Source organism: Spirillospora sp. NPDC048819, assembly GCF_040650055.1.
In the GTDB taxonomy this organism is placed as follows: domain Bacteria; phylum Actinomycetota; class Actinomycetes; order Streptosporangiales; family Streptosporangiaceae; genus Spirillospora.
On record NZ_JBEZGN010000003.1, the window covers coordinates 244,430 to 268,275 of the forward strand.

29 protein-coding genes are annotated in these 23,846 nt (G+C 72.0%); 17 read left to right on the plus strand and 12 right to left on the minus strand.

From position 1 onward, the window contains the following. Position 1 precedes the first annotated feature (1 nt). Complete coding sequence (locus AB0C35_RS07025; RefSeq protein WP_358451514.1) at positions 2 to 670, plus strand: TRIC cation channel family protein; 669 nt, start codon at positions 2 to 4, stop codon at positions 668 to 670. A 1-nt stretch (position 671) separates the two neighbouring features. Here the strand turns inward: AB0C35_RS07025 and AB0C35_RS07030 are convergent, their stop codons facing one another. After that, complete coding sequence (locus tag AB0C35_RS07030; protein ID WP_358451516.1) at positions 672 to 1,934, minus strand: amidohydrolase; 1,263 nt, start codon at positions 1,932 to 1,934, stop codon at positions 672 to 674. A gap of 102 nt (positions 1,935 to 2,036) precedes the next feature. On the opposite strand from AB0C35_RS07030, the gene AB0C35_RS07035 reads away from it, so the two are divergent. Then, complete coding sequence (locus AB0C35_RS07035) at positions 2,037 to 2,375, plus strand: hypothetical protein (RefSeq protein WP_358451517.1); 339 nt, start codon at positions 2,037 to 2,039, stop codon at positions 2,373 to 2,375. 52 nt (positions 2,376 to 2,427) lie between these two features. On the opposite strand, the gene AB0C35_RS07040 is transcribed toward AB0C35_RS07035, so the two are convergent. Both AB0C35_RS07040 and AB0C35_RS07045 read right to left on the minus strand, forming a co-directional pair. Further along, the gene (locus tag AB0C35_RS07040; RefSeq protein ID WP_358451518.1) at positions 2,428 to 2,940 is read right to left on the minus strand and encodes a hypothetical protein; all 513 of its coding nucleotides are present in this window, start codon (positions 2,938 to 2,940) and stop codon (positions 2,428 to 2,430) included. Positions 2,941 to 3,032: 92 nt separating this feature from the next. Beyond that, positions 3,033 to 4,223: an MFS transporter gene (locus AB0C35_RS07045; protein ID WP_358451519.1), complete on the minus strand. Its 1,191-nt coding sequence runs from the start codon at positions 4,221 to 4,223 to the stop codon at positions 3,033 to 3,035. Positions 4,224 to 4,293: 70 nt separating this feature from the next. Between AB0C35_RS07045 and AB0C35_RS07050 the strand changes: the two genes are divergently transcribed. Beyond that, positions 4,294 to 4,671: a metalloregulator ArsR/SmtB family transcription factor gene (locus AB0C35_RS07050; protein ID WP_358451520.1), complete on the plus strand. Its 378-nt coding sequence runs from the start codon at positions 4,294 to 4,296 to the stop codon at positions 4,669 to 4,671. A 13-nt stretch (positions 4,672 to 4,684) separates the two neighbouring features. Here the strand turns inward: AB0C35_RS07050 and AB0C35_RS07055 are convergent, their stop codons facing one another. Genes AB0C35_RS07055 through AB0C35_RS07065 form a run of 3 tightly spaced genes read right to left on the minus strand, consistent with a single transcriptional unit; the run spans position 4,685 to position 6,467 of the window. Continuing rightward, a complete protein-coding gene (locus tag AB0C35_RS07055; protein ID WP_358451521.1) occupies positions 4,685 to 5,182 on the minus strand; it encodes a hypothetical protein in 498 nt (165 codons plus the stop codon). A gap of 6 nt (positions 5,183 to 5,188) precedes the next feature. Continuing rightward, positions 5,189 to 6,088: an alpha/beta hydrolase gene (locus AB0C35_RS07060; RefSeq protein WP_358451522.1), complete on the minus strand. Its 900-nt coding sequence runs from the start codon at positions 6,086 to 6,088 to the stop codon at positions 5,189 to 5,191. Further along, positions 6,075 to 6,467 carry a metalloregulator ArsR/SmtB family transcription factor gene (locus tag AB0C35_RS07065; protein ID WP_358451523.1) on the minus strand — a complete coding sequence of 131 codons (393 nt, stop codon included), beginning with the start codon at positions 6,465 to 6,467 and terminating at the stop codon, positions 6,075 to 6,077. Before AB0C35_RS07065 ends, AB0C35_RS07060 begins: the two co-directional genes overlap by 14 nt. 122 nt (positions 6,468 to 6,589) lie before the next feature. On the opposite strand from AB0C35_RS07065, the gene AB0C35_RS07070 reads away from it, so the two are divergent. Genes AB0C35_RS07070 through AB0C35_RS07080 form a run of 3 tightly spaced genes read left to right on the plus strand, consistent with a single transcriptional unit; the run spans position 6,590 to position 8,387 of the window. After that, positions 6,590 to 6,877, plus strand: coding sequence for a metalloregulator ArsR/SmtB family transcription factor (locus tag AB0C35_RS07070; RefSeq protein WP_358451524.1), 288 nt, complete (start codon positions 6,590 to 6,592; stop codon positions 6,875 to 6,877). After that, a complete protein-coding gene (gene arsB / locus AB0C35_RS07075; protein WP_358451525.1) occupies positions 6,874 to 7,974 on the plus strand; it encodes an ACR3 family arsenite efflux transporter in 1,101 nt (366 codons plus the stop codon). Before AB0C35_RS07070 ends, arsB begins: the two co-directional genes overlap by 4 nt. Further along, positions 7,974 to 8,387: an arsenate reductase ArsC gene (locus tag AB0C35_RS07080; RefSeq protein WP_358451526.1), complete on the plus strand. Its 414-nt coding sequence runs from the start codon at positions 7,974 to 7,976 to the stop codon at positions 8,385 to 8,387. Before arsB ends, AB0C35_RS07080 begins: the two co-directional genes overlap by 1 nt. A 21-nt stretch (positions 8,388 to 8,408) precedes the next feature. On the opposite strand, the gene AB0C35_RS07085 is transcribed toward AB0C35_RS07080, so the two are convergent. Then, positions 8,409 to 9,158, minus strand: coding sequence for a tRNA(His) guanylyltransferase Thg1 family protein (locus AB0C35_RS07085; protein ID WP_358451527.1), 750 nt, complete (start codon positions 9,156 to 9,158; stop codon positions 8,409 to 8,411). A 97-nt stretch (positions 9,159 to 9,255) separates the two neighbouring features. Then, positions 9,256 to 9,816, minus strand: a complete 561-nt coding sequence (locus AB0C35_RS07090; RefSeq protein WP_358451528.1) for an N-acetyltransferase family protein — start codon at positions 9,814 to 9,816, stop codon at positions 9,256 to 9,258. A 196-nt stretch (positions 9,817 to 10,012) separates the two neighbouring features. Here AB0C35_RS07090 and AB0C35_RS07095 point away from each other — a divergent pair, with 196 nt between their 5' ends. From AB0C35_RS07095 to AB0C35_RS07105, 3 genes are all read left to right on the plus strand, one after another. After that, positions 10,013 to 10,591 (plus strand): TIGR03086 family metal-binding protein, encoded by a 579-nt coding sequence (locus tag AB0C35_RS07095; protein WP_358451529.1) that lies wholly within the window; start codon positions 10,013 to 10,015, stop codon positions 10,589 to 10,591. Between the two features lie 64 nt (positions 10,592 to 10,655). Next, positions 10,656 to 11,147 carry a ribosomal protein L7/L12 gene (locus AB0C35_RS07100; protein WP_358451531.1) on the plus strand — a complete coding sequence of 164 codons (492 nt, stop codon included), beginning with the start codon at positions 10,656 to 10,658 and terminating at the stop codon, positions 11,145 to 11,147. A 163-nt stretch (positions 11,148 to 11,310) separates the two neighbouring features. After that, the gene (locus AB0C35_RS07105; protein WP_358451533.1) at positions 11,311 to 13,464 is read left to right on the plus strand and encodes an acyl-CoA dehydrogenase; all 2,154 of its coding nucleotides are present in this window, start codon (positions 11,311 to 11,313) and stop codon (positions 13,462 to 13,464) included. A gap of 67 nt (positions 13,465 to 13,531) precedes the next feature. Here AB0C35_RS07105 and AB0C35_RS07110 read toward each other — a convergent pair whose 3' ends face one another. From AB0C35_RS07110 to AB0C35_RS07125, 4 genes are all read right to left on the minus strand, one after another. Further along, entirely contained in the window at positions 13,532 to 14,545 is a 1,014-nt protein-coding gene (locus AB0C35_RS07110) for an aldo/keto reductase (RefSeq protein ID WP_358451535.1), read from the minus strand. A 69-nt stretch (positions 14,546 to 14,614) separates the two neighbouring features. Continuing rightward, positions 14,615 to 15,649, minus strand: a complete 1,035-nt coding sequence (locus AB0C35_RS07115; RefSeq protein ID WP_358451537.1) for an aldo/keto reductase — start codon at positions 15,647 to 15,649, stop codon at positions 14,615 to 14,617. A 93-nt stretch (positions 15,650 to 15,742) separates the two neighbouring features. Then, on the minus strand, positions 15,743 to 16,561 hold the full coding sequence (gene hypB, locus AB0C35_RS07120) for a hydrogenase nickel incorporation protein HypB (RefSeq protein WP_358451539.1): 819 nt from the start codon (positions 16,559 to 16,561) through the stop codon (positions 15,743 to 15,745). Then, positions 16,554 to 16,898 (minus strand): hydrogenase maturation nickel metallochaperone HypA, encoded by a 345-nt coding sequence (locus AB0C35_RS07125; RefSeq protein WP_358451541.1) that lies wholly within the window; start codon positions 16,896 to 16,898, stop codon positions 16,554 to 16,556. Before AB0C35_RS07125 ends, hypB begins: the two co-directional genes overlap by 8 nt. Positions 16,899 to 17,076: 178 nt before the next feature. On the opposite strand from AB0C35_RS07125, the gene AB0C35_RS07130 reads away from it, so the two are divergent. From AB0C35_RS07130 to AB0C35_RS07165, 8 genes are all read left to right on the plus strand, one after another. Further along, positions 17,077 to 18,123: a hydrogenase expression protein HypE gene (locus AB0C35_RS07130; protein WP_358451543.1), complete on the plus strand. Its 1,047-nt coding sequence runs from the start codon at positions 17,077 to 17,079 to the stop codon at positions 18,121 to 18,123. 62 nt (positions 18,124 to 18,185) lie between these two features. Next, entirely contained in the window at positions 18,186 to 19,988 is a 1,803-nt protein-coding gene (locus AB0C35_RS07135; protein WP_358451545.1) for a nickel-dependent hydrogenase large subunit, read from the plus strand. Further along, on the plus strand, positions 19,988 to 20,476 hold the full coding sequence (locus AB0C35_RS07140; RefSeq protein ID WP_358451547.1) for a hypothetical protein: 489 nt from the start codon (positions 19,988 to 19,990) through the stop codon (positions 20,474 to 20,476). The genes AB0C35_RS07135 and AB0C35_RS07140 overlap by 1 nt, the downstream gene beginning before the upstream one ends. Next, positions 20,473 to 21,159 (plus strand): DUF5947 family protein, encoded by a 687-nt coding sequence (locus tag AB0C35_RS07145; RefSeq protein ID WP_358451548.1) that lies wholly within the window; start codon positions 20,473 to 20,475, stop codon positions 21,157 to 21,159. Before AB0C35_RS07140 ends, AB0C35_RS07145 begins: the two co-directional genes overlap by 4 nt. Continuing rightward, positions 21,156 to 21,359 carry a hypothetical protein gene (locus tag AB0C35_RS07150; RefSeq protein WP_358451550.1) on the plus strand — a complete coding sequence of 68 codons (204 nt, stop codon included), beginning with the start codon at positions 21,156 to 21,158 and terminating at the stop codon, positions 21,357 to 21,359. The genes AB0C35_RS07145 and AB0C35_RS07150 overlap by 4 nt, the downstream gene beginning before the upstream one ends. Beyond that, positions 21,356 to 22,081, plus strand: a complete 726-nt coding sequence (locus tag AB0C35_RS07155) for a DUF6084 family protein (protein WP_358451552.1) — start codon at positions 21,356 to 21,358, stop codon at positions 22,079 to 22,081. Before AB0C35_RS07150 ends, AB0C35_RS07155 begins: the two co-directional genes overlap by 4 nt. Next, positions 22,069 to 23,046: a hypothetical protein gene (locus tag AB0C35_RS07160; RefSeq protein ID WP_358451554.1), complete on the plus strand. Its 978-nt coding sequence runs from the start codon at positions 22,069 to 22,071 to the stop codon at positions 23,044 to 23,046. The genes AB0C35_RS07155 and AB0C35_RS07160 overlap by 13 nt, the downstream gene beginning before the upstream one ends. Next, entirely contained in the window at positions 23,043 to 23,813 is a 771-nt protein-coding gene (locus AB0C35_RS07165) for a hydrogenase maturation protease (protein ID WP_358451556.1), read from the plus strand. Before AB0C35_RS07160 ends, AB0C35_RS07165 begins: the two co-directional genes overlap by 4 nt. The last annotated feature ends 33 nt before the right edge of the window (positions 23,814 to 23,846 follow it).

Sequence of the window (23,846 nt, forward strand, 5' to 3'; positions counted from 1 at the left end):
GATGGCCACCCAATCGCCCCTGCTGCTCGCGCTGGATCTGACCGGCACCTTCGCCTTCGGGCTGAACGGGGCGCTGACGGCGGTGCGCGCGGTGCAGCTCGACGTGGTCGGCGTCGTGGCCCTCGGGATGATCACGGCGTTGGGCGGCGGGGTCATCCGGGACGTCATCATCGGTTCGTTCCCGCCCGCCACGTTCGTGGACTGGCGCTACTTCGCCCTCGCCTCGGTCGGAGGTCTGCTCGCGTTCGCGTTCAGCCGGTTCCTGGATCGGCTGGAGGGGCCGATCACGGTGTTGGACGCGATCGGGTTGAGCACGTTCGCGGTCATCGGGGCGAGCAAGGCACTGACCCACGGGCTGGGGATCGGGCCAGCGCTGGCGCTGGGTGTGGTCACCGGGGTGGGCGGGGGCACGATCCGGGACATCCTCATCGGACGGATCCCATCGGTGCTGCGCAGCGACCTGTACGCGATTCCGGCCCTGGTCGCGGCCGGGATCACGGTCGCGACCACTCAGCTGGACGTTTACGGCCTGCCCGCAGCGCTGGGCGCCGCGGCGGTCTGCTTCACCATCCGGATGCTCGGCGTCCACCTTGAACTCAACGCACCGGGTCCGCCGTGGAGAGGCCCCGGCACCGATCCGCCCGAGCCGGACCCCGCCGACCGGCACTGAGTCAGGGGGCCAGCCAGGCCAGGGCGGCGACGACCAGCGCCTCAGTCCCGGCGTCCAGCGTGGGCTGGATGACGGGAGCGAACTTCGGTGAATGGTTCACCGGGACGTCCTGGTTGATGCGGCCGGCGGCCTCGGCCCGGTGGTAGGCGTCGGGGTCGACGCCGCCGAGCCCCCAGTAGGTGTAGGGCACACCCAGGGCGGACGGGATGTCGCTGAAGTCCTCGCTCGCGGTCTGCGGGCCCATCGGCTGCGACCTCTCGCCGAAGACGTCGGCGAACGCCCGCGCCACCCTGTCGGTCGCAGCGGGATCGTTGTTCGTCAGAGGGAAACGCCCGAACAGCTCGAACTCCGGCTCCTGAGGGCAGGCCGAGGCGTCGCACTCGGCGATGACGATGCGGCGTATCGCGTCCAGGATCCGGCGCCTGGTCTGCTCGCTGTAGCAGCGCAGGTTGAGCTGGAGTACCGCCGTGTCGGGGATGACGTTGCTCGCCGTCCCCGCTTGGATGCTGCCGACCGTCAGCACCGCGGTCTCCCCGGGCGGGGTCTCGCGGGAGATGACGGTCTGCAGCCGGATCACGATCATCGCCGCCAGCACCACCGGATCGACCGTCGCGTGCGGCATCGAGCCGTGCCCACCGTGCCCGTGCAGGGTGATCCGCATGCTGTCGGCGGCCGACAGGGTCGGCCCGGCGCGGGTGCCGAGCTGCCCGGCCGGTGCGGGCAGGACGTGCTGGGCCAGCGCCACGTCCGGGGCCGGGATGAGGTCGGCGAGACCGTCGTCGACCATTCCCCGGGCGCCGTCGCCGGTCTCCTCGGCCGGTTGGAACAGCGCGACCACGGTCCCGCTCCATTGCCCGGGGGCCTCCGCCAGCAGCGTCGTGGCGCCCAGCAGGCAGGCCACGTGCACATCGTGTCCGCAGGCATGGGCCACCGGTACCTCGTCGCCTCTGGAGTCCGTGGCCGTGGCGGTGCTGGCGTAGGCCAGCCCGGTCGCCTCCCTGACCGGCAGGGCGTCCATGTCCGCGCGCAGCAGCACCGTGGGGCCGTCGCCGTTGCCCAGCACCCCGACCACACCGGTGCCGCCGACGAACTGGTGGACGTCGAACCCGGCCTTGCCGAGCCGCTCGGCGACCTTCCCGGCGGTCCGCCGTTCCTGATGGGACAGCTCGGGGTGCCGATGCAGATCCCGGTAGAGCTCCTCCTGCCATTCCCGTACGGTGTCCAAGCCGCCCAGCACGGACGATGCGGACGATGTGACCGTCATGGTGCCTCCTGGTGATCTCCCGCGACATACCCCGTCCGGGCCCGTACCCACCAGCGAGGCCGCCGGGCGTTGCCTGTCGGTGGGCGGTCGTAGGGTCGGGGTATGTCGCGGCAGCGTTTCGAGCAGGCCATGCAGCTCATGCGGAAGAGTGACACGCAGGTCCGGGAGGACGCGTTCGACTTTCTTCGCGAGCACGCCGATGCTTATGTGGATGAGCTGATCGCGGAGTTCACGGCAGAGGACGACCAAGGCCTGCGCTGCTGGCTGCTGGAACTCGTCGCCGAGGCCCGGTCGCCGAAGGCGCTCGGCCTGTTCCGCGATCAGTTGGAGGGCATGGACGAGTCGTTGCGGTTCTGGGCGGTCCGCGGTCTGGAGATGCTCGACGACCGGGAGGCGGAGCAGGCGCTCGACCAGGCGCGCGCCAACGGCTGGATCGGCTGACGGCGACGGCGCCCCGCGGCCGGGGGGCGTCGCAGGACGCGGGGTCCTTCGTTCACTTTTCCCGGACGAAGCCGTGGCGGGCCAGGAGGTCGGCGAGGTGGTGGCCGGCCGCCGTCAGCAGCGTCCCGCAGCCGCGGCACGCCCGGCAGGTCTCCTCCTCGGGGCCCTGCGGCCGTGCCTTCATGTGGTCGTCGATGGCCCGGTCGATGGCGGCGACGATGGAGGGTTCGGCGGCGGGTCCGGCCGGTCCCTGCCCGCCCGGCGCCTGCCCGCCCGGCGCCTGCCCGCCCGGCGCCTGCCCGCCCGGCGCCTGCCCGCCCGGTCCGTGCCCGCCCGGTCCGTGGGGGACGTGCTGGTAGGCGGTCGTGTCCGGGTTGAGGTCCGCCGCCCGGCGTGCGGCCTGGGCGACTCTGACCAGTTCGTCCGCCTGCCGGTGCCACAGGCGCCACTCCTCGCGGACGGTCTTGCCCGTGCCGCCGCACGTTCCGCATCCGGTTTCGAGTGCCGCGAGGAACCGCACCCACGGGTCCGCCGAGCCGGCCGCCGCATCGCCCGGCGTGGTCATCTGACGCGCGCCTTCACAGACTCTCCGTCCACCGCAACTCCGGATCTCGAGTTCCGGCTGGGCTCCCTCGGCGAGTCATACGGACATCGGCGTCACGGGGTTCGATCCCTGCGGGGGACGCTGCCCGCGGCGAGGACGGCGGCCAGGGCCGCGGTCCCGGTGAGGACGGCGAAGAGGGCGGGGTAGCCGCCGAGCGCGGCGGCTAGGGCCGCGCCCGCGAAGGGGGAGAGGGCGGCGGCGGTGGTGATGGGCGCGGCGAGGATGCCGGAGAGCGCGCCGTAGGCGGTGGTGCCCCAGCGGTCGGAGACGGCGGTGGCCTGCAGGAGGGTGGCGATGCCGCGGGTGGTTCCGGCAAGGACGGCCATGGCGGTGAGCAGGGCGATGGGGCCGGGCAGGACGGCCAGGGCGAGGGTGGTGGCCGCGGAGAGTCCGAGGACCCAGACGGTGCGGGCGCGGACGCCGGTGCGGCGGGTCAGGAGGCCGTAGCAGAGGCGTCCGGCGACCTGCCCGACGCCGCCGAGGCCCAGCGCCCAGGCTGCGGTGCTCGCGCCGGCGCCGCGTGCGGTCAGCAGCGGGATGAGGTTGATCATCACGGCGTACATGGCGAAGGCGGAGAGGGTGAGCGAGGCGGTGAGCAGGAGGAAGGGGCGGCTGCGCGCGACTGCGGCGACGTTGCCGGGCGCGGCCCGGTCGCCGTGCGGGGTATGCGTGCCGGGTGGCCAGGGGCGGCGCAGGGCGATCGCGTGAAGCGGGATCGTGACGGCGGCGAGGATCGCGGCGAGGACGAGGTAGGTGCCGCGCCAGGTCAGGTGGGAGGCCAGGGCGTCGGTGAGGGGTGCGAAGACGGTGCTGGCCAGCCCGGCGACGAGGGTGAGGGTGGTCAGCGCGGGGACGTGGCGTGGTGCGTAGTAGCGGGTGAGGGCGGCGAAGGCGGGCTGGTAGAGGACGGCGGTCATGGCGGTCCCGGCGAGCAGCCATGCGGCGGCGAAGGCCCACGGGCCGGGCGCGGCCGCGATCGCGAGGACGGAGAGGACGGCCAGGACGGAGCCGCCGGTCATGATGGCATGCGGGCCGCGCCGGTCCAGGACGCGGCCGAGGGGGATGCCGCCGAGGGCCGCGACGACGAGGGCGGCGGAGAACGCGGCGGTGGTGGCGGACGTGGACCAGCCGGTGTCGCGGGCGATCGCGGGGGCCAGGACGGGGAAGGCGTAGTAGAGGACGCCCCAGCTGGTGATCTCGGTGACGCACAGCGCGATCAGCGGCGCGCGGGAATGGGCCAACATATCAATACTTTATAATGTGTCAATTTGTTGATGTCTGAGCTACGATGACGATCGCGGAGAGGGGGCGACCATGACCGGGCCGACGACCGGCTCCACGGCAGGGCCGCAGCCGGACGAGGTGGGCGGGCCGTCCTGCGCGGCGGCCGTGGTCCAGCCCAGCGACAAGCTGCGCGACTTCCTCAAGGCCCTGGCCAGCGAACAGCGCCAGCAGCTCATGGAACTGTTCGCCGGCGGCGTCGAACTCACCGTCGGCACGGTCGCCCAGCGCATGGGCATCGGCCAGTCCAACGCCTCGCAGCAGCTCGCCCTGCTCCGCCGCGGCGGCCTGCTGGCGTCCCGCCGGGTCGGCAAGGAGGTCCGATACCGCGTCGACGTCCCCACCGTCGAGAAGTCCCTGACCGAACTCCAGGACTACCTCCGCGGCTGCTGCCCGCCCACCGTGGACTGACGGCACGGCCCGGTCAGTCATGAACGGCCTCCGCGGCACGTCCCGGGTCAGGCGACGCGGGCCGGGCGGGGTGGCGGCGCAGAGCGCGGACCAGCAGAGGGACGCCGACCGCGGCGGGCAGGAACCAGAAGCTGATCGGCGGCAGCAGTTCCCATAGGGGCAGGCGGGGGCCGTTGTCGACGTAGAAGCCGGTCAGCATGGCGATGTAGCTGATCGCCATCGAGGTGATGTGGTGACGCGGCCAGCCGCGCCACCGCCGTCGCCGTGCGGCGAACCCCGTCCCGGCGGCCGCGAGGGCCAGGGCGCCCAGGACCAGCAGGTAGGCGGTGTGCGGCCGGGCCAACGCGATGCCGGTCGCGGTCGCGACCAGGACGAGCAGGGCCAGCAGGTACGTCCTGCCGCCGCGAGGGTGGGCACCCGGGCGTTTTGGGGCGAGCGCCGCGGTGGCTCCGGCGATGACGGCGGTCAGGCCCGCGGCGATATGGACGACGATCACGGCTTCCAGCAGCATCGCCGGTCACCCCTCACCGGCGGAATCGTCCAGATCCGTGAGGAACCGGGTCAGCTCGGCGGCGAACGGGCCGGGCTGTTCCTCCATGAGCAGGTGGCCGGTGCCCGGCAGGACGACGAAGCGGACGGCGCCGGGGATGTCGGCGTGCAGGCGTTCGCCCCAGCGGGGCGGGAAGTGCACGTCGTGTTCGCCCCACATGATCAAGGTCGGGCGCGTGAAGCGGCGCAGGCCGTCCAGGGCGGTGCCGGTGCAGGCCTGGTTGGCGGGGTCGAGCTGGGCGGCCAGGAAGCGGCGGGTCTTGGCGCGGCGGTGCCGGGTGGACAGGTTGGCGGCGGTGTAGCCGTCGACCAGTTCGTCGGTCAGTGCCGTCCGGTCGTGGACGGCCTTGCCGGACGCCAGCGCCCACCGGAACACCCTGCGCCGCGACCACGTCCACAGCACGAGCGGGCCGAGCAGGGGGATCTGGGTGGCGCGCACGAACGGCCGTTCGTCGGCCGAGGGCCAGTTGTCGTAGGCCTCCGCGTCGGCCAGGACCAGTGCGCTGATCCGGCCGGGGTGTGCGGCGGCCATCAGCTGCGCTATCGCGCCGCCCTGGTCGTGCCCGACCACGGTGACCCGCTCCAGGCCGAGGTGGTCCAGCAGCCCGAGGACGGCGTCGAGCTGGGCGGGCAGCCGCCAGTCGGCGCCACGCGGGGTCTCGGTGTCGCCGAGGCCGAGCAGGTCGGGCGCCAGGCACCGGAACCGCCCGCGGAGTTCGGCGATGACGTTGCGCCAGACGAACGAGGAGAACGGGCAGCCGTGCAGCAGCAGTACCGGCGGGCCGTCGCCTACGTCCAGGTAGGCGATGCGGTTCGCGCCCACGCGGGCGTGCCGCTTGGCCGTTACCTGGGTTTCACGGGTTCGCATCGCCGGCCACCGCCGTCTCCTCGGTCAGACACAACGCCAGGTCCAGGACGGCGGGTACGCAGGGGTCGGCGATCGAGTAGAAGATCCGGTTGCCGTCCCGCCGCGCGGTCACGATGCCCCGGTCGGCCAGGCGCTGGAGCTGGTTGGAGACCGCCTGGGGGCGCATGCCCACCTGCTCTGCCAGCTCGCCGGCCGGCACTTCGCCGTCCCGGTGCAGCGCGTGCAGCAGCCGCAGCCGCGTGTCGTTGCCGAGCACCTTGAACAGGCCGACGAGCCGCCCGGCCTGTGCGGACGAGATCAGCGGCCGGTCCGCCAGGGCGGGCTTGCCCGCCTTGGCCGACGGCAGTGCCGGTTCGCATCCGTGGACGTTCGCCTCCATGGCGCCACTATTACACAAAGTTGTGTAGTTGTGTAGTTGGATCGTGGCCAGAGGTGGATGGGCACCGGTTCGGGGAGCTGCTAACGTATCACTCCATGGTGATGTCAGTTGAGACTGATGTATTGAGGGTGCTGGCGGATCCGCTGCGTGCGCGCATCGTGACCTTGCTCGCCGGTGAGGCGCTGTGCACGTGCCACCTGGTGGAGGAGACCGGCGCCAGGCAGACCAACATCTCCAACCACCTGCGGGTTCTGAAGGACGCCGGGCTGGTGGAGACCGAGCCGTGCGGCCGGTTCACCTACTACCGGCTGCGCCCCGAGGCCCTGGACTCCCTGGCCGAGCGGCTCGGCGAACTGGCGGCGAAGGCCCGCGCCACTCGTGGCGGCGACATCAGGAGGCCCTGCCCGTGACCACCACCGAACCGGCGGCGCCGCAGACTGATGCCGCCGAGTCCGGCCTGGCGGGCCGGTTGTCCACACTGGACCGGTTCCTGCCGGTGTGGATCATCGCCGCGATGGCGGCCGGTCTCGGGCTCGGCCGCGCGGTGCCCGGCCTGGACGACGCGCTGTCCAAGGTCGAGGTCGGCGGCATCTCGGTGCCGATCGGGCTGGGGCTGCTGGTCATGATGTACCCGGTGCTGGCCAAGGTCCGCTACGACCGCCTCGACACCGTCACCGGCGACCGCCGGCTCATGGTGTCCTCGCTGGTGCTCAACTGGCTGATCGGCCCGGCGGTGATGTTCGCGCTCGCCTGGACCTTCCTGCCCGACCTGCCCGAGTACCGCACCGGGCTGATCATCGTCGGGCTGGCCCGGTGCATCGCGATGGTCATCATCTGGAACGACCTGGCCTGCGGTGACCGCGAGGCCGCCGCCGTCCTGGTCGCTCTGAACTCGGTCTTCCAGGTCATCGCGTTCGGTGCGCTGGGCTGGTTCTACCTCAAGGTGCTGCCCGGCCGGCTCGGCCTGGCCACCGACGAGGTGCAGTTCTCCACCGGCACGATCGTGGTGAACGTGCTGGTGTTCCTCGGCGTCCCGCTGCTGGCCGGGTACCTGACCCGCCGCACGGGGGAGAGGGCCCGCGGACGCGACTGGTACGAGAACCGGTTCCTTCCGCGCATCGGCCCGGTCGCGCTGTACGGGCTGCTGTTCACCATCGTCATCCTGTTCGCCCTGCAAGGCGACGCCATCACCGGCCGGCCCGCCGACGTCGCCCGCATCGCAGTGCCGCTGCTGGTCTACTTCACGCTGATGTGGGGCGGATCGTTCGCCCTCGGCCACGCGATCCGGCTGCCCTACCCGCGGACCGCGACGCTGGCGTTCACCGCCGCCGGCAACAACTTCGAACTGGCCATCGCGGTGGCCATCGGCACCTTCGGCGTCACCTCCGGCCAGGCCCTGTCCGGCGTGGTCGGCCCGCTCATCGAAGTCCCGGTCCTGGTCGCCCTGGTGTACGTCTCCCTGTGGCTGCGCCGCCGCCTCACCACGCCCGACCCGCGAGGAGCCTGATGCCCGACAAGCCCAGCGTCCTGTTCGTCTGCGTCCACAACGCCGGACGGTCCCAGATGGCCGCCGCCTACCTCACCCACCTCGCCGGCGACAAGGTCGAAGTCCGCTCCGCCGGATCGGCCCCCGCCGACCAGGTCAACCCCGCCGTCGTGCAGGCGATGGCCGAAGAGGGCATCGACGTCTCCGCCGAAACGCCCAAGATCCTCACCGTCGACGCCGTCCAGGCCTCCGACGTCGTCATCACCATGGGCTGCGGCGACACCTGCCCCGTCTTCCCCGGCAAGCGCTACCTCGACTGGGAACTCGACGACCCCGCCGGCCAGGGCGTGGACGCCGTCCGGCCCATCCGCGACGAGATCCGCGGCCGCATCGAGCGGCTCGCCGCCGAACTCACCGCCGGACCCGGCCGGTGACCGGGCCGAGCCGCCGCGCTCTCAGCCGGTCAGGAGGGTGCGGGTGAGATCCCGGTAGGGCGTCTTCATGGGGAGGTCGCGTTCGATGTGGACGTGGCGGCGGGTGGCGGTGACGTCGACGTTCCGGATGGGGTCGTGGCCGGTCTTCTCGTGGGTCTCCCACCACAGGGCCACGCCGCGCCGCTGCCAGGCGGGGACCTCGTTGAAGTTGACGCCGCGGGCGAAGAGCAGTTCGTTCTTGGCCGAGGTCGACGTGCGTTCCAGGTCGCGGCTCGCCTGGCGGGCGGACCGGCCCTCATCGCGGAGCGTCCAGTAGCACCAGCCGTTGAGGGCGCAGCGGGCCGCGTCGGCCTGGCGCCAGGACAGGTAGTCGACGACGTCGTCCAGGTCGGTGCCCAGCCAGACGCGTGCGTCGAAGACGGCCGGTTCGCCCGCGGCGTGGGTGAAGGCCGCGGTGGCGATCCCCGCCGACAGGGACACGAGCTTCTCCATTTCGCGGCCGAACAGGTCGAACGACGGGTCGAGCACGACGGAGATCTCGTCGCTCTCGGTATAGGCGTACCGGCCGCCGAGTTCGGTGAGCAGGGCTTGTGCGGTGCCGGTCATCAGCTCGGAGAAGCGCGGGTCGAAGGGTTTGTCGAAGCGGGCTTCGGTGTAGCGGGAGAACGAGCGTCCGTCCACGCGGACGATGGTCCACGCGCCCGGGAGCAGCTTCATCGAGTGGAACCACTCCCGGGAGCGCATGCGCGTCTCAAGATCGCCGGTTCTCATCCGCTTCTCCTCGCCGTGGGGTTCGAGGGTTCCATACGAGCCGGTGGGCGGGCACCCGGAATTCGCCCCGCCGTCTGGGCGCCATGGATTCCCGGGACTACAGGGAGCTGGTTTCGGGGGGCGGGTCGGTCGGGGTGCGGCGTTCCAGGAAGATGACGTCGCGCCAGCGGCCGTGGTGGCGGGCGATGCGTTCTCGCGTGCCGACGATGCGGAAGCCCGCTCGCTCGTGGAGCGCGAGGCTGGCGGAGTTCTCCGGGAAGATGGCGGTCTGGATGGTCCAGATCCCGGCGGACTCCGTGGAGTCGATGAGGGCCCGGAGCAGGGCGGCGCCGATGCCGTGCTGCCGCCGTCCCGGATGGACGTAGACGGAGTGCTCGACGACGCCGGCGTAGACGCGGCGGCTGGAGACGGGGGACACGGCGACCCAGCCGGCGATCTCGCCGGTGGCGGCGTCGACGGCCACGTGGCGATGCGCCGGGAGCCGGGCGGCGTCGAAGCCGGCCCAGGTGGGGGCGGTGGTCTCGAAGCTCGCTTCGCCCGTGTCCAGGCCCGCCTGGTAGATGGCCAGTACCTGGTCGGCGTCCGATGCCCGCATGGGGCGGACGGTGATGGCGCCGGGCCCGGTCTCCTCGGCCGCGGGCCGTCGCTGGTCGGACATGGGCTCACTCCTGCGGGATTCGCGCGCGATGATCGCCTCCACGGTATTCGGGCCGGGGTGAACGTGGGCTTTACGGGTGGAATGTGCCGTTTCACTGGTCGGGTGGGAGATTTTCGCGCAATGTGTGACGCCCGATGACTTTCTGTCGCCCGGATGGTCCAAAAGAGAGAGGCACACCACCACGATTGGAACGCCGATGTACGAGCGGACGAGCGCGCCGTGTCGGGCCCCCCGGGGCGGCGGGCTGCTGGAACGGGCGATCGGCTTCGCGCTGACGTCCGTCCAGACGGTCACGCCGCAGATGCTGCCGCGCCGGACGCCGTGCGCGTCCTGGGACCTCGAGATGCTGCTGCTGCACCTCCGGGACTCGCTGACGGCGCTCAGCGAGGGCGCTTCTCTGGGACGGGTCGGCGTCGAACCGGCGCCGCTCGTCCGGGAGGAGGATCCGGTGTCGGCCGTGCGGGTGAGCGCCGTCCGGCTGCTGCGGGTCTCCGGGGCGCTGGGGCGGGTCGAGATCGGCGACCGCCGGCTTGCCGGGGACCTGATGGAGGCCGCGGGAGCGATCGAGGTGGCCGTCCACGGCTGGGACATCGCGCAGGCGTCGGGGGAGCGGCGGCCCGTCCCGCCGGGGATGGCGGAGGAACTGCTGAGGCTCTGCCCGCTCGTCGTGCCCGAGCCGCGCCGCCCGCTGTTCGACGAGCCCGTCGAGCCGGGCCCGGACGCCGACGCGGGGGAACGGCTGATCGCCTATCTCGGCCGCCGTCCGCTGAGGTGAGGGGGGTGCGGCGGCCGGTGGATGCGGGAAGAATCGGACGCCTGCCGCTCTGAGGAGAGATCTGGTGAAATCTTCGGTTCCCCCAATGCATCCGGAGGCCCGCGAGAGGGTCATCGAGATGGTCAGGCGGGGCAAGTACATTCCGGCCGTCAAGTTCGTCCGGGAGGCCACGGGGGCCGGGCTGAAAGAGGCGAAGGAGTATGTGGACGGCCTGCGGGCCGAGGCGTTCGACAGGATGGTGCCGCCCGAGATCCAGGCCCAGGCGCGCGTGCTGATCGCCGGGAGCAGGGAGAAGGAAGCGGTGAAACTGGTCCACCAGTACATCCGCCTCGATACGCGGGCCGCCAAGGACTATGTCCGCGCCCTTCAGATGGGGCACGTGCCCGCACCGCCGCCTGCCGTGCCGCCGCCGGCGGCCGCGCCGCACGGTGTGCTGTCGGACCGGGTGCGGGCGTTCAAGCACGCCGGCGACTACGAGTCGGCGGTCGCGCTGGTCTGCGCCGAGACGGGTATGGGACGCGACGAGGCGCAGCGCTTCGTCGACGCGCTGCGGTAGCCGGCGGTACCCGGACCTGCGATCGCATTGAGGCTGCCCAAACGGCCGCCCGTGCGACTAGAATGCCGTTCGGTCCAGAATGACCGGGTGAACATCGAGGGTTCCCGCCGAAGTGCCGGGCCGGGCCGGGCGGGTGCCGAAGCGGCAGGACCTTGGAGGGCCCATGGCGATCGCCATCAGCGAGGAACACCGCGAGCTGGCGCGGACGACGCGAACGTTCCTGCGCGACCATGACGCGCGCGCCGCGAACCGTGCGCTGCTGGAGGCGGACAAGGAGACGCTGCCGGGATTCTGGACGGAGTTCGCCGGGCTCGGGCTGCTCGGCCTGCACCTCCCCGAGGAGCACGGAGGCGGCGGCGCCGGCCTCCAGGAACTGGTCGTGGTCGCCGAGGAGCTCGGCCGCGCCGCCGCGCCCGGACCCTTCCTGCCGACGATGACGGCGTCCGCCGTGATCGCCGCGTCGGGCGACGACGCGCTGCGCGCGCGGCTGCTGCCCGGCCTGGCCTCGGGGGCGACCCCCGCGGCCGTCGGTGTGGACGGCTCCGTGACGGTGCGGGACGGCGCCGCCTCCGGGGACGCCGGCGTGGTGCTCGGCGGCGGGCTCGCGGAGCTGCTCGTCCTCGCCGCGGGCGACGCCATGGTCGTCGTGCGGGCGGACGCGGCGGGCGTCACCGTCGAGGTGCCCGGCAACCTCGACCCGTCGCGCCGCTCGGCCCGCGTCCGGCTCGACGGCGTGCCCGCCGAAGCGGTCCTGGCCGGCGCCAGGGCGCACGCGACCGCGATCGCCCGCACCCTCGCGTCCGCCGAGGCGGTCGGCGGCGCGCTCGAATGCGTGGAGACCTCGACCGAGTACGCCAAGGTGCGGCAGCAGTTCGGGCGTCCGATCGCGACGTTCCAGGCCGTCAAGCACCACTGCGCGAACATGCTCGTTGCCGCCGAGATGGGCACGGCCGCGGTGTGGGACGCGGCGCGGGCCGCGTCCGGTCCGTCCGACCAGTTCGAGCTGGCCGCGGCGGTCGCGGCGGCGCTCGCGGTCCCCGCGTTCACCGGCAACGCCGGCCTCAACATCCAGGTGCACGGCGGGATCGGCTTCACCTGGGAGCACGACGCGCACCTGCTGCTGCGCCGCGCCGCCACGCTGGAGGCGGTGTTCGACCCGCACGCCGCGGAGCGGGACGTGACGCGGCTGCGGACCGCCGGCGTCGCCCGGGTGGCGAGCCTGGACCTGCCGCCCGAGGCCGAGGCGCAGCGCGGGCGGATCCGCGAACTGGCGCGCGAGATCGCGGCGCTTCCCGCCGAGGAGCAGCGGCGCAAGCTCATCGAGACCGGGTACGTCCAGCCGCACTGGCCGCGCCCGTGGGGTGTGGAGGCGAGCGCCGGGCTGCAGCTCGTCATCGAGGACGAGTTCCGCGCCGCCGGCGTCAAGCGCCCCCAGTACGGGATCACCGGCTGGGTGATCCTCACCCTGATCCAGCACGGCACGCAGGACCAGATCGACCGCTGGGTGCGTCCCGCGCTCACCGGCGACGAGATCTGGTGCCAGCTGTTCAGCGAGCCGGAGGCCGGCTCGGACGCGGCCGCCGTCAAGACGCGGGCCGTGAAGGTGGACGGCGGCTGGCTCGTCAACGGGCAGAAGGTCTGGACGAGCGGCGCGCACTACTGCCGCTGGGGCTTCGCGACGGTCCGCACCGACCCGGACGCCGCCAAGCACGCCGGCGTCACCATGGTCGTCGTCGACATGGAACACCCCGGCGTCGAGGTCAGGCCGCTGCGCCAGACCACCGGGGACTCCGACTTCAACGAGGTCTTCTTCTCCGACGTCTTCGTCCCCGACGCCGACGTCGTCGGCACCCCCAACCAGGGCTGGGCGGTGGCCCGCGCGACGCTCGGCAACGAGCGCGTCAGCATCGGCGGCGGTGTCGGCGGCCCGCCCGGACCCGACGTCTTCCGGCTCTACACCGAGCGCGGCGACCGCGTTCCCGCCGCCGCCGAACGCGTCGGCGCCTACGCGGCGGAGGAGCAGGCGCTCCGGCTGCTCAACCTCCGGTCCGCCGAACGGGCCGTCGCCGGCGGCGAGCCCGGTCCCGAGGGCAACATCACCAAGCTCGTTCTCGCCGAGCACGGCCACGCCACGGCCGACCTGCTCGCCGAGTTCGCCGGCCCGGACACCGCGTTCACCGACGGCCTCGGCCAGTTCGCCGGGCTGATGCGGCTCGGCTCCCGCGGCATGTCCATCGCCGGCGGGACGTCGGAGATCACCCGCAACCAGATCGGCGAACGCATCCTCGGCCTGCCCCGCGACCCGCTGATCCGGTAGGGCGCGGAACCGGCCCCGGCGCACCCGCGCCGGGGCCGTTCCTTGTCCGCGGCGGATCCGCGGCGGGTCAGCGGCGGCGGTTCCGCGGCCTCAGCGACGGGTTGCCGGACATGTGGTCGATGCCCGGCATGTCGGTACCCGGCGGGACGACCTCGTCGATGGCGTCGAGGACACCGCCGTCGAGGCGGACGTCGGCGCCGGCGAGCAGGTCGTCGAGCTGCTCCATCGTCTTCGGCCCGATGATGGTCGAGGTGACGGCCGGGTGCTCGGTGACGAACCCGAGCGCCAGATGGGTCATCGAGAGGCCCGCGTCGTCGGCGATCTTCTCCAGGCGCTCGGCGGCGTCGAAGCGGGCGGGCGCGTCAGGGTTCTGGTCGAGCCCCCCGCGGCGGCTGAAACGGGAACCGTCGGGGGCCTGCTCGCCGCGCCGGTACTTGCCGGTGAGCCAGCCCCCGGCCAGCGGGCTCCACGGGATGACGCCCATGCCGTGCCGCCGCGCGGCGGGCAGCATGTCCACCTCGATCGAACGCGCGAAGATCGAGTATTGCGGCTGTTCGCAAACGAACCGCGCGGTGTTGCGGCGGTCGGCGGCCCATTGGGCCTCGACGATCCAGTCGGCGGGGAACGACGACGACCCGAGGTAGAGCACCTTGCCCTGGCGGACGAGGTCGTCCAGCGCCCCGAGCGTCTCGTCCAGATCGGTGCCCCAGTCGTGCCGGTGCATCTGATAGAGGTCGATGTGGTCGGTCCCCAGCCGGCGGAGGCTGTCCTCCACCGCCCGCACGATCCAGCGCCGCGACCCGCCCCGCATGTTGCGGTCCTCGCCCATCGGGTTGAAGAACTTGGTGGCGAGGACGATGTCGTCCCGCCGCCCCTTGATGGCGCGGCCCACGATCTCTTCGCTCTTGCCGTTCGAGTAGATGTCGGCGGTGTCGATGAAGTTGACGCCCGCGTCCAAGGCCCGGTGGACGATGCGTTCACACTCGCCGTAGTCGGCGTTGCCGATCGTCCCGAACATCATGGCGCCGAGACACTGCGTGCTGACTCGGACGCCCGTCCGGCCGAGTCTCCGGTACTCCATGCTGATGTGCTCCCTTGGTAGTCACCCGAACGCTAGAACCTGGAGCGCGCTCAAGGTCAAGCGGAAAGGTCAGCGGCGGCGGTCGGCCGGTTCCAGGGACGTGTTGCCCGTGCCGTGGTTGATGCCGGGCATGTCGGTGCCGGGCGGGACGACCTCGTCGATGGCGTCCAGGACGGCGGTGTCCAGGCGAGTGCCGGCGGCGGCCAGGAGATCGTCGAGCTGGGTCATGGTCTTGGGGCCGATGATCGTCGAGGTGACGGCCGGGTGCTCGGCGACGAAGGCCAGCGCGAGGTGCGTCAGGGACAGGCCGGCCTCGTCCGCGATCTTGGCGAGCCGCTCGACGGCGTCGTAGCGTGCCGGGGCGCTGGGGTCCACGCCGACGGTGCGGCTCTCCCAGGCGGGATGGCCGGTCCCGGAGAAGCGTGCGCCGTCGGGGGCCTGCTCGCCGCGCCGGTACTTGCCGGTGAGCCAGCCCCCGGCCAGTGGGCTCCACGGGATGACGCCCATGTCGTGCCGCCGGGCTGCGGGCAGCATGTCCACCTCGATCGATCGCGCGAAGATCGAGTATTGCGGCTGTTCGCACACGAACCGCGCGGTGTTGCGGCGGTCGGCGGCCCACTGGGCCTCGACGATCCAGTCGGCGGGGAACGACGACGACCCTAGGTAGAGCACCTTGCCCTGGCGGACGAGGTCGTCCAGCGCCCCGAGCGTCTCGTCCAGATCGGTGTCCCAGTCGCGGCGGTGCATCTGGTAGAGGTCGATGTGGTCGGTGCCGAGACGGCGGAGGCTGTCCTCGACGGCGCGCACGATGTAGCGGCGTGATCCGCCGCGCCGGTTGCGCTCCTCGCCCAGCGGGAAGAAGAACTTGGTCGCGAGGACGATGTCGTCCCTGCGGGCCTTGATGGCGCGGCCGACGATCTCCTCGCTCTCCCCGGCGGCGTACATGTCGGCGGTGTCGATGAAGTTGATCCCGGCGTCCAGCGCGCGGTGGACCATGCGTTCACAGTCGTCGTGGTCGGGGTTGCCGACCTCGCCGAACATCATGGCCCCGAGGCACTGGGTGCTGACCTCGACGCCGGTCCGGCCGAGCTTGCGATACTGCATCCTGGGGGTTCTCCCTGGTAGTCGGATGCGCGGAACGCTAGCTGCTGGAGTGCGCTCAAGGTCAAGGCCGCTCATCGCCGCCGCGGCGCGGCGTCAGGCGTCGGCGAGCCAGTCGTACCAGCTGTCGAGCCCGTCGCCGCGGGTGGCGGAGACGGGCAGGAGGCTCAGGCCGGGGCGGACGCGGCGGGCCGCGTCACGGCAGGCGTCGACGTCGAAGTCCACGTACGGGAGCAGATCGATCTTGTTGAGGAGCAGGACGTCCGCGCCGCGGAACATGTGCGGGTACTTCAGCGGCTTGTCGGCGCCCTCGGTGACCGACATCAGCACCACCCGGGCGCGCTCGCCGAGGTCGAACAGCGCAGGGCAGACGAGGTTGCCGACGTTCTCGATGAACACCGTCGAGCCGTCCGGCGCCTCCAGCGCGGTCAGGGCGTCGGCCACCATCGCGGCGTCGAGGTGGCAGCCGGAGCCGGTGTTGACCTGGACGGTGCGGGCTCCCGCGGCGGCGAGGCGGCGCGCGTCCAGCAGCGTCTCCTGATCGCCTTCGATCACCGAGACCGGGCGGGACGGGCCCAGGTCGGCGACCGTCCGCTCCAGCAGCGTCGTCTTGCCGGAGCCGGGCGAGCTCATCATGTTGAGCGCGAGGACGCCGCGTTCGGCGAGCCAGGCCCGGTTCCGCCCGGCCAGGTCGTCGTTGTGCGCCAGGACCCGCTGGCCCAGCGGGACGACGTGGGCGTGGTCACGGCCGTGTGGCCGGTCGTGATCGTGTGCCGGGTCGTTGTCGTGAGCGGTGTCGCGGCCGGGTGCGGGGTCGTGGCCAAGTGCGGTGTCGCGGCCGAGTGCGTGGTCCGGTGCCGGCAGGGTCGTCAGGCGCGGGGCGCCGGCCGCGTCGCATCCGCAGGTCTCACACATCGTCGGTGACCTCCACCGCTTTGATCGTCAGTTCGGCGCCGCCGCTGATCGTCACGTCGGCGCTGCCGCACGGGCACACGGCGAGGGCGTCGCGTGCGGGGAAGGACGTTCCGCAGCTCGCGCAGCTCCCTGTCCCTTCGGGTTCGGTGATGTCGAGCCGCGCGCCCTCCACGCAGGTGCCCTCGCCCGCGAGTTCGAAGCAGAATCGCACGGCGTCCGGCATGACACCGGAAAGTCTCCCTATTTCCAGATGGACAACAGCCACCTGCGAATCGGGCAATTGCATGGAAATCGCAGCTATGACGCTCTCCGTCACCGCCAATTCGTGCACGCTCATCCCCCGTCGGCCTCGGTTGCGCACGCCCGTTTCTGCTGCCCCGATCTTCCCTGCTCAAACGCTGTGTTTACCGAGTCGATGCACTTGCTTGGAAGGCTTTTCGGCCGGTGTTTCGGGACGTTCCCGCAGGGCAGGCCGAATTGGTAATGATCTCTACCGGTCGGGGGAGGAAGCGATGGTGAGCGCCGCACCGGCGGAGCCGCGGACGGACGAGATCCACATTCTGTGGACGTCCGAGGGGATGAGCTGCGACGGGGACACCGTCTCGGTGACCGCGGCCTCGCTGCCGAGCATCGAGGACGTGGTCCTCGGGGCGATACCGGGCCTGCCGAAGGTCCACCTGCACAACAAGGTGCTCGCCTACGAGAACGGCGCCGAGTTCATGGAGGCCTTCCACCAGGCCGCGCGGGGCGAGCTGGAGCCGTTCATCTTCGTCGTCGAGGGATCGATCCCGAACGAGAACATCAACGGGGACGGCTACTGGACGTCGATGGGCAACGACCCCGAGACCGGTGAGCCGATCACGGTCAACACCTGGATCGACCGGCTCGCGCCGAAGGCGTGGGCGGTGGTGGCCGCGGGGACGTGCGCGACCTACGGAGGCATCCACGCGATGGCCGGCAACCCGACCGGGTGCATGGGCCTCGCCGACTACCTCGGCTGGGACTTCCGCTCCGCCGGCGGCCTGCCGATCGTGAACGTGCCGGGCTGCCCCGTCCAGCCGGACAACTTCATGGAGACGCTCCTGTGGGTGCTGCACCAGGCGGCCGGGCAGGCCCCGGTGATCCCGCTGGACGAGCAGCTCCGCCCGACCTGGCTGTTCGGCAAGACCGTCCACGAGGGCTGCGACCGGGCCGCCTACTACGAGCAGGCCGACTTCGCCCGCGACTACAACTCGCCGAAATGCCAGGTGAAGGTGGGCTGCTGGGGCCCGGTGGTGAACTGCAACGTCACCAAGCGCGGCTGGATGGACGGCGTCGGCGGCTGCCCCAACGTGGGCGGCATCTGCATCGGCTGCACCATGCCCGGCTTCCCCGACAAGTTCATGCCGTTCATGGACGAGCCGCCCGGCGCGAGCCTGTCCTCGACGCTGCTGCGGACGTACGGGCCGTTCATCCGGACGATGCGGTCGATCACGAACAGGGGCGCGAACAAGGAGCCCAAGTGGCGCCACAACCGCGAACGGCTGACCAGCGGCTACCAGCCACGCTGGCCGCACCACTGAGGCCGGACGCCCGCAACCGAAAGGCCGCGTGAATGAAGCAGGGCACTCAGACGAGGAGCGACATGTCCCCCGGGCAGGGGGGCCTCGTCGAGGTCGCGTTCGACCCGATCACCCGGATCGTCGGCAACCTCGGCATCTACACCAAGATCGACTTTGCGAACCGGGAGGTGGCCGAGTGCAAGAGCACCTCGTCCATCTTCCGCGGCTACAGCGTGTTCATGAAGGGCAAGGACCCGCGCGACGCGCACTTCATCACCAGCCGCATCTGCGGCATCTGCGGCGACAACCATGCGACCTGCTCCGTCTACGCACAGAACATGGCGTACGGGATCAAGCCGCCGCCGCTCGCCGACTGGATCATCAACCTCGGCGAGGCCGCCGAGTTCATGTTCGACCACACGATCTTCCAGGACAACCTGGTCTTCGTCGACTTCTGCGAACGGATGGTCGCCGAGACGAACCCGGGTCTCCTGGCGACTGCCAAGCACACCGAGGCGCCGCGCGGCTCCGTCCACGGCTTCCGCACGATCGCCGACCTGATGGCCGCGTTCAACCCGTTCGAGGGGTCGGTCTACAAGGAGGCCCTGCAGCTCAGCCGTATCACCCGCGAGATGATCTGCCTGATGGAGGGGCGGCACGTCCACCCGTCCACGCTGTATCCGGGCGGTGTCGGCACGGTCGCGACACCGCAGGTGTTCACCGACTACCTCGTCCGGCTGACCCGCTGCCTCGACTTCATCAAGCGGGCCGTCGCGATGAACGACGACGTCTTCGACTTCTTCCTCGACGCGGTGCCCGGCTACGACCAGGTGGGGCGGCGGCGGACGCTGCTCGGCTGCTGGGGCGCGTTCCAGAACCCGGACGTCGTCGACTACGACTACCGGCACATGTCCGAGTGGGGGCGCGCCGCGTTCGTCACCCCGGGCATCGTCGTGGACGGCCGACTCGTCACGACCGACCTGGTCGACATTAACCTCGGCATGCGGATCCTGCTGGGCAGCTCGTACTACGACGACTGGACGAACGAGGAGACGTTCGTCAAGGAGGACCCGCTCGGCAACCCCATCGACAAGCGGCACCCGTGGAACCAGACGACGCTGCCGCATCCGCAGAAGCGCGACCTCGACGGCGGGAAGTACAGCTGGGTCGTCAGCCCGCGCTGGCTCGACCCGTCGTCCGGCGACCACCTGGCCCTCGACACCGGCGGCGGGCCGCTCGCCCGGCTGTGGGCGACGGCGCTGGCCGGCGAGGTGAACACGCCGTATGTGCGCTCGACCGGGCACAGCGTCCAGATCGACCTGCCGAAGACGCCCGGCATGCCGGAGGTCAACCTGGAGTGGAGGCCGCCGCAGTACGCCAACACCATCGAACGCGACCGGGCCCGCGCGTACTTCATCGCGTACGCGGCGGCGATGGCGCTGCACTTCGCCGAGCAGGCCCTGAACGAGGTCCGGGCCGGGCGGACGAAGGTGTTCACCGACTTCGACGTCCCGGACGAGGCCATCGGCGTCGGGTTCCACGAGGCCGTCCGGGGCGTGCTGTCGCATCACCTCGTCATCCGCGACGGCAAGATCGCGAACTACCAGCCGTACCCGCCGACGCCGTGGAACGCGAGCCCGCGCGACTCCAACGGCGTGCCCGGCCCGTACGAGGACGCCGTCCAGGGCATGCCGATCTTCGAGGAGAACGGCCCGGACGACTTCAAGGGCATCGACATCATGCGGACCGTCCGCAGCTTCGACCCGTGCCTGCCGTGCGGCGTGCACATGTACGTGGGCAACGGCCGGACGATCGAGCAGCGCCACTCGCCGATGTTCGGTGACCAGTCGATGTTCGCTGAGCGGCCGATGGACGGGCAGGCCTGATGGGCTGGGACGACGAGCGCGTGCGCGAGCACGTCCAGCACCTCGAGGGGCTGCTCGGACGGCTCGACCCGGCCGCGGCCCCGGCCGTCCAGGCCCTGGCGGACCTGTACGGGGAGGCCCTCGACCGGGTCGTGCGGCTCGCCGCGGACGCGGTGCCCGCGCTGGTCGGGGACGAGCTGATCGCCCACCTGCTGCTCATGCACGGCCTGCATCCGGAGACCCCGGAGACGCGGGTGCGGCGGGCGCTCGGCGGGCTGGAAGGGTTCCTGGCCAAGCACCGCACGTCCGTGGAGTTCGCGGGGATCGAGGGCCCGGCCGTCCGGCTGAGCGTCGCGACCGAGGGGCGTGCCGCCGCGCCGCGCCCCGTGATGGACGCGGTCGAGCGGGCGGTGCGGGCCGCGGCGCCGGAACTGGAACGCGTCGACGTCGAGGAGCCCGCACCGGAGCCGGTGCTCATTCCGCTGGATCAGCTGAGGAGCCGCGTATGACGTCCGGGCTGTGCACCCCGCGGCTGGCGGCGCTGGCCGGGTCGCCGTCCTCGCCGCCGCACGCCGGAACCGGCGAGACCGGCGAGACCGGCGAAGCCGTCGAGACCGCGGCCAAATGCGACCTGTGCGCCGAGCCTCTGCAGGGCGCCCACCGGCACCTTCTCGACCTGGAGAAAGACGAGCTGCTGTGCGCGTGCGGGGCGTGCACCATCCTGTTCGACGACCAGTCGGCGGGCGGGCGGCACTACCGGCTAGTCCCGGCCGGACGGCGTGAGCTGACCGGCTTCCACCTGGACGGGCCGCTGTGGGCGGGCCTCGCGGTCCCGGTCGACCTGGCGTTCTTCTCCGTGACCGCGCTGGGGGAGGTGTCGGCCCGCTACCCGAGCCCGGCAGGCGCGCTGCACGCCACCGTCCATCCCGACAGCTGGCGGCGTCTGGCGGAGGCCAACCCCGTCCTGGCGGAACTGCGCGCGGACGTGGAGGCGCTCGTCGTCCACCGCGCTCAACGGCACGGCGCCGGTCGACACCGGGAGCGGCGGGCGGCCGAGCACTGGATCCTCCCGATCGACGACTGCTACCGGCTGACCGCCCTGCTGCGCGAGCACTGGACGGGCTTCGGCGGCGGCGACGCGGTTTGGGACCACATCAGCGGCTTCTTCGAAGAGATGAGGGGAGAACGATGATCAAGGTCGGCAAACCCGACGTCAGGCCCGACAAGCCGTCGCACGTCAGGGGCGTCCGCGAGGGCAACAGCACCGGCAACTACGAGAAACAGGAGGGGCACCTGCCGGACGGCACCTCGACCGCGCGCCGCTCCACCGGGATCAACGCGTCCGCCCGGGGACCGATCCTCGACTCGATGCCGAACCTGTCGCCGGCATGAGCGGGTCACCGGAACTGGGCCTCGACCTGCTCGGCATCGAGGCGGAGACGTTCGCGGCGACGCCGACGCTGAACCTGCGGATCGGGCTGCGGCGGCTGGACGGCGGACCCGTCCAGTGCGTCCTGCTCACCACGACCGTCACGATCGCGGCGGCGCGCCGCGCCTACGACGACGTCGAGCGGGAGCGGCTCGCCGGCGTGTTCGGCGAGCCGGACATGTGGGACAGGTCGCTGCACGGGCTGACGTGGGGACGCGTCGGCGCGACCGTGCCGACGTTCCGCGGCGAGGCGGAGGTGACGCTCGCGCTGGCGTGCGGGCACGACATGCAGGTCGCGGCCGACCGCTACCTGCACGCGCTGCGCGGCGGCGACGTCCCGCTCGACCTCACCTTCAACGGCACCGTGTTCTATCCGGGCGAGGACGGGAGGCTGCGCACCGGGCAGATCCCGTGGCATCACGAGGCCACCGGGCTGCTCCCCGTCCAGGCGTGGCGGGACCTGATGGACCGCTACTACGGGTCCGCCCGCTGGCTTCGCCTGGACGACGACTGCTTCGGCCGCCTGGCCGCGTACCGGGCACGGCGGGCCCACTCCTCCTTCGACGACACGGTCGACGAGCTGCTCCGCAGGGCCGAGGCGCTGCGCGCCGACGAGGACCTGCGTGCGGACGGGGACCTGCGTGCGGACGGGGAACTGCGCGAGGAGGAAGAGTGGACTGCGTGAGGGCGGTCGCCGACGTCGTCCTCTACGAGGGCTACCTGCTGTGGCCCTACCGGCGGTCCGCGCTGAAGAACCAGCGGAGGTGGACGATCGGCGGCGTCTACCCGCGCCCGTACGCCGAGCGGACCGGCGACCATTCGACGGTCCGCGCCGAGTTCCTCATGGACGCCGAGGGCTCCGACCCGGACGTCGAGTTCACGCTGCGGTTCCTGCACGCGGTGCACCGCCAGGTGATGGACGGCGACGCCCCGGTGGATCAGCTCCGCGCCGGGGACGAGACGTTCACGACATGGCAGGAGGCCCGCGAACGCGAGATCACCAGCGGACGGGTCTCCGTGGCGCGCCTCCTCCGTTCCCCCGTCCGGGTGCCGGTCGCGGTCGCCGCGGGCGCCGAGGACGAGGAGATCGGCGGCGACGCCCGGTTCACGCGCCTGTGGCGGCGGGTGGACGGGACGATCGAGATCTCGGCCTTCGAGGCCGGAGACGGGGCCGTGCGGCTGCGCGTCGAGGTCGTCAACACCGGTGCCGCGGAAGAGCGCGACGGCGCCGTCCACGGGGGCATGCTGTGCGCCCACGTCGTGGCGCGGGCGGGCGGCGGCGCGGCGTTCGTCTCGCTGACCGACCCGCCCGAGCGGATGGCCGGTGCCGCCGCCGCGTGCGAGAGCGACGGGCTGTGGCCGGTGCTCGCGGGCCCGCCGGGAAGCCACGACACCGTCCTCGCCGCGCCGATCGTCCTCTACGACTGGCCGCAGGTCGCGCCGGAGAGCCCCGGGGACATGTTCGACGGCACCGAGATCGACCGGCTGCTCATCCTCAGCGTGCTCAGCCTCAGCGACGACGAGCGGCGGGAGATGGCGGCCACCGACCCGAGGGCGGCGCAGATCCTGGAACGCTGCGGCGCGCTCTCGTCCGACGAACTGCTTACGCTCCACGGCACGATGCGCGACCCGCGGAAGGACGTCTGGTGACGGGGGACGCCAGGGCCGTCGTGGACGGGACGGAGATGGTGCCGGGCAGCCGCGTCCGGCTGCGCCCGCGCGGCGGCGCGGACATCTTCGACCTCGCGCTCGTCGGCCGCACCGCGACCGTCGAGCGCGTCGAGGAGGACATGGAGGGCGGCCTGCACCTGGTCGTCGCGGTCGACGACGACCCGGGGCGCGACCTGGGCGCCCGCAACCAGCTCGGGCACCGCTTCTTCGTCGGCCTGGACGAGGTCGAGCCGCTGCCGGTGGACGGGCCGTCCCGCAAGGTGCTCGTCGCGGGCATCGGGAACGTGTTCCACGGCGACGACGGCTTCGGCGTGGAGGTCGTCCGGCGGATGGCGACCCGGCCCGTGCCGCCAGGCGTGGACGTCATCGACTTCGGCATCCGCGGCATCGACCTCATGTACGCGCTCGGCGACGGCTACGAGACCGCCGTCCTGGTCGACGCGTCGGCGCGCGGCCACGCGCCGGGCACCGTCTCGCTCATCGAGCCGGACGCCGGCGACCCGGACGGCGTCGGCTTCGGCTTCGGCGGCGCCGCCGTGGACGCGCACGGGCTCGACCCCGCGAAGGTGCTGCGGCTCGCCGGCGACAACGGGCGGGTGCCCGCCCGGATCCTGCTCGTCGCGTGCGAGCCGTCGTCGCAGACCACCGACGCCACATGGGAGATGGAGCTCAGCCCGCCGGTCGGCGCGGCCGTGGACGAGGCCGTCCGGCTGATCGAGGGGCTGCTGGCGAAGGAACTCGCATAGAGACCCGCGAACTCGCACAGAGACCCGCGAAGG

What these genes read in the sequence shown, in the direction of transcription:
- AB0C35_RS07025 (WP_358451514.1), top strand. Translation starts at nt 2, where the DNA reads ATGGCCACCCAATCGCCCCTGCTGCTCGCGCTGGATCTGACCGGCACC.
- AB0C35_RS07030 (WP_358451516.1), bottom strand. Translation starts at nt 1,934, where the DNA reads ATGACGGTCACATCGTCCGCATCGTCCGTGCTGGGCGGCTTGGACACC.
- AB0C35_RS07035 (WP_358451517.1), top strand. Translation starts at nt 2,037, where the DNA reads ATGTCGCGGCAGCGTTTCGAGCAGGCCATGCAGCTCATGCGGAAGAGT.
- AB0C35_RS07040 (WP_358451518.1), bottom strand. Translation starts at nt 2,940, where the DNA reads ATGACCACGCCGGGCGATGCGGCGGCCGGCTCGGCGGACCCGTGGGTG.
- AB0C35_RS07045 (WP_358451519.1), bottom strand. Translation starts at nt 4,223, where the DNA reads ATGTTGGCCCATTCCCGCGCGCCGCTGATCGCGCTGTGCGTCACCGAG.
- AB0C35_RS07050 (WP_358451520.1), top strand. Translation starts at nt 4,294, where the DNA reads ATGACCGGGCCGACGACCGGCTCCACGGCAGGGCCGCAGCCGGACGAG.
- AB0C35_RS07055 (WP_358451521.1), bottom strand. Translation starts at nt 5,182, where the DNA reads ATGCTGCTGGAAGCCGTGATCGTCGTCCATATCGCCGCGGGCCTGACC.
- AB0C35_RS07060 (WP_358451522.1), bottom strand. Translation starts at nt 6,088, where the DNA reads ATGCGAACCCGTGAAACCCAGGTAACGGCCAAGCGGCACGCCCGCGTG.
- AB0C35_RS07065 (WP_358451523.1), bottom strand. Translation starts at nt 6,467, where the DNA reads ATGGAGGCGAACGTCCACGGATGCGAACCGGCACTGCCGTCGGCCAAG.
- AB0C35_RS07080 (WP_358451526.1), top strand. Translation starts at nt 7,974, where the DNA reads ATGCCCGACAAGCCCAGCGTCCTGTTCGTCTGCGTCCACAACGCCGGA.
- AB0C35_RS07085 (WP_358451527.1), bottom strand. Translation starts at nt 9,158, where the DNA reads ATGAGAACCGGCGATCTTGAGACGCGCATGCGCTCCCGGGAGTGGTTC.
- AB0C35_RS07090 (WP_358451528.1), bottom strand. Translation starts at nt 9,816, where the DNA reads ATGTCCGACCAGCGACGGCCCGCGGCCGAGGAGACCGGGCCCGGCGCC.
- AB0C35_RS07095 (WP_358451529.1), top strand. Translation starts at nt 10,013, where the DNA reads ATGTACGAGCGGACGAGCGCGCCGTGTCGGGCCCCCCGGGGCGGCGGG.
- AB0C35_RS07105 (WP_358451533.1), top strand. Translation starts at nt 11,311, where the DNA reads ATGGCGATCGCCATCAGCGAGGAACACCGCGAGCTGGCGCGGACGACG.
- AB0C35_RS07110 (WP_358451535.1), bottom strand. Translation starts at nt 14,545, where the DNA reads ATGGAGTACCGGAGACTCGGCCGGACGGGCGTCCGAGTCAGCACGCAG.
- AB0C35_RS07115 (WP_358451537.1), bottom strand. Translation starts at nt 15,649, where the DNA reads ATGCAGTATCGCAAGCTCGGCCGGACCGGCGTCGAGGTCAGCACCCAG.
- hypB (WP_358451539.1), bottom strand. Translation starts at nt 16,561, where the DNA reads ATGTGTGAGACCTGCGGATGCGACGCGGCCGGCGCCCCGCGCCTGACG.
- AB0C35_RS07125 (WP_358451541.1), bottom strand. Translation starts at nt 16,898, where the DNA reads ATGAGCGTGCACGAATTGGCGGTGACGGAGAGCGTCATAGCTGCGATT.
- AB0C35_RS07135 (WP_358451545.1), top strand. Translation starts at nt 18,186, where the DNA reads ATGTCCCCCGGGCAGGGGGGCCTCGTCGAGGTCGCGTTCGACCCGATC.
- AB0C35_RS07140 (WP_358451547.1), top strand. Translation starts at nt 19,988, where the DNA reads ATGGGCTGGGACGACGAGCGCGTGCGCGAGCACGTCCAGCACCTCGAG.
- AB0C35_RS07145 (WP_358451548.1), top strand. Translation starts at nt 20,473, where the DNA reads ATGACGTCCGGGCTGTGCACCCCGCGGCTGGCGGCGCTGGCCGGGTCG.
- AB0C35_RS07150 (WP_358451550.1), top strand. Translation starts at nt 21,156, where the DNA reads ATGATCAAGGTCGGCAAACCCGACGTCAGGCCCGACAAGCCGTCGCAC.
- AB0C35_RS07155 (WP_358451552.1), top strand. Translation starts at nt 21,356, where the DNA reads ATGAGCGGGTCACCGGAACTGGGCCTCGACCTGCTCGGCATCGAGGCG.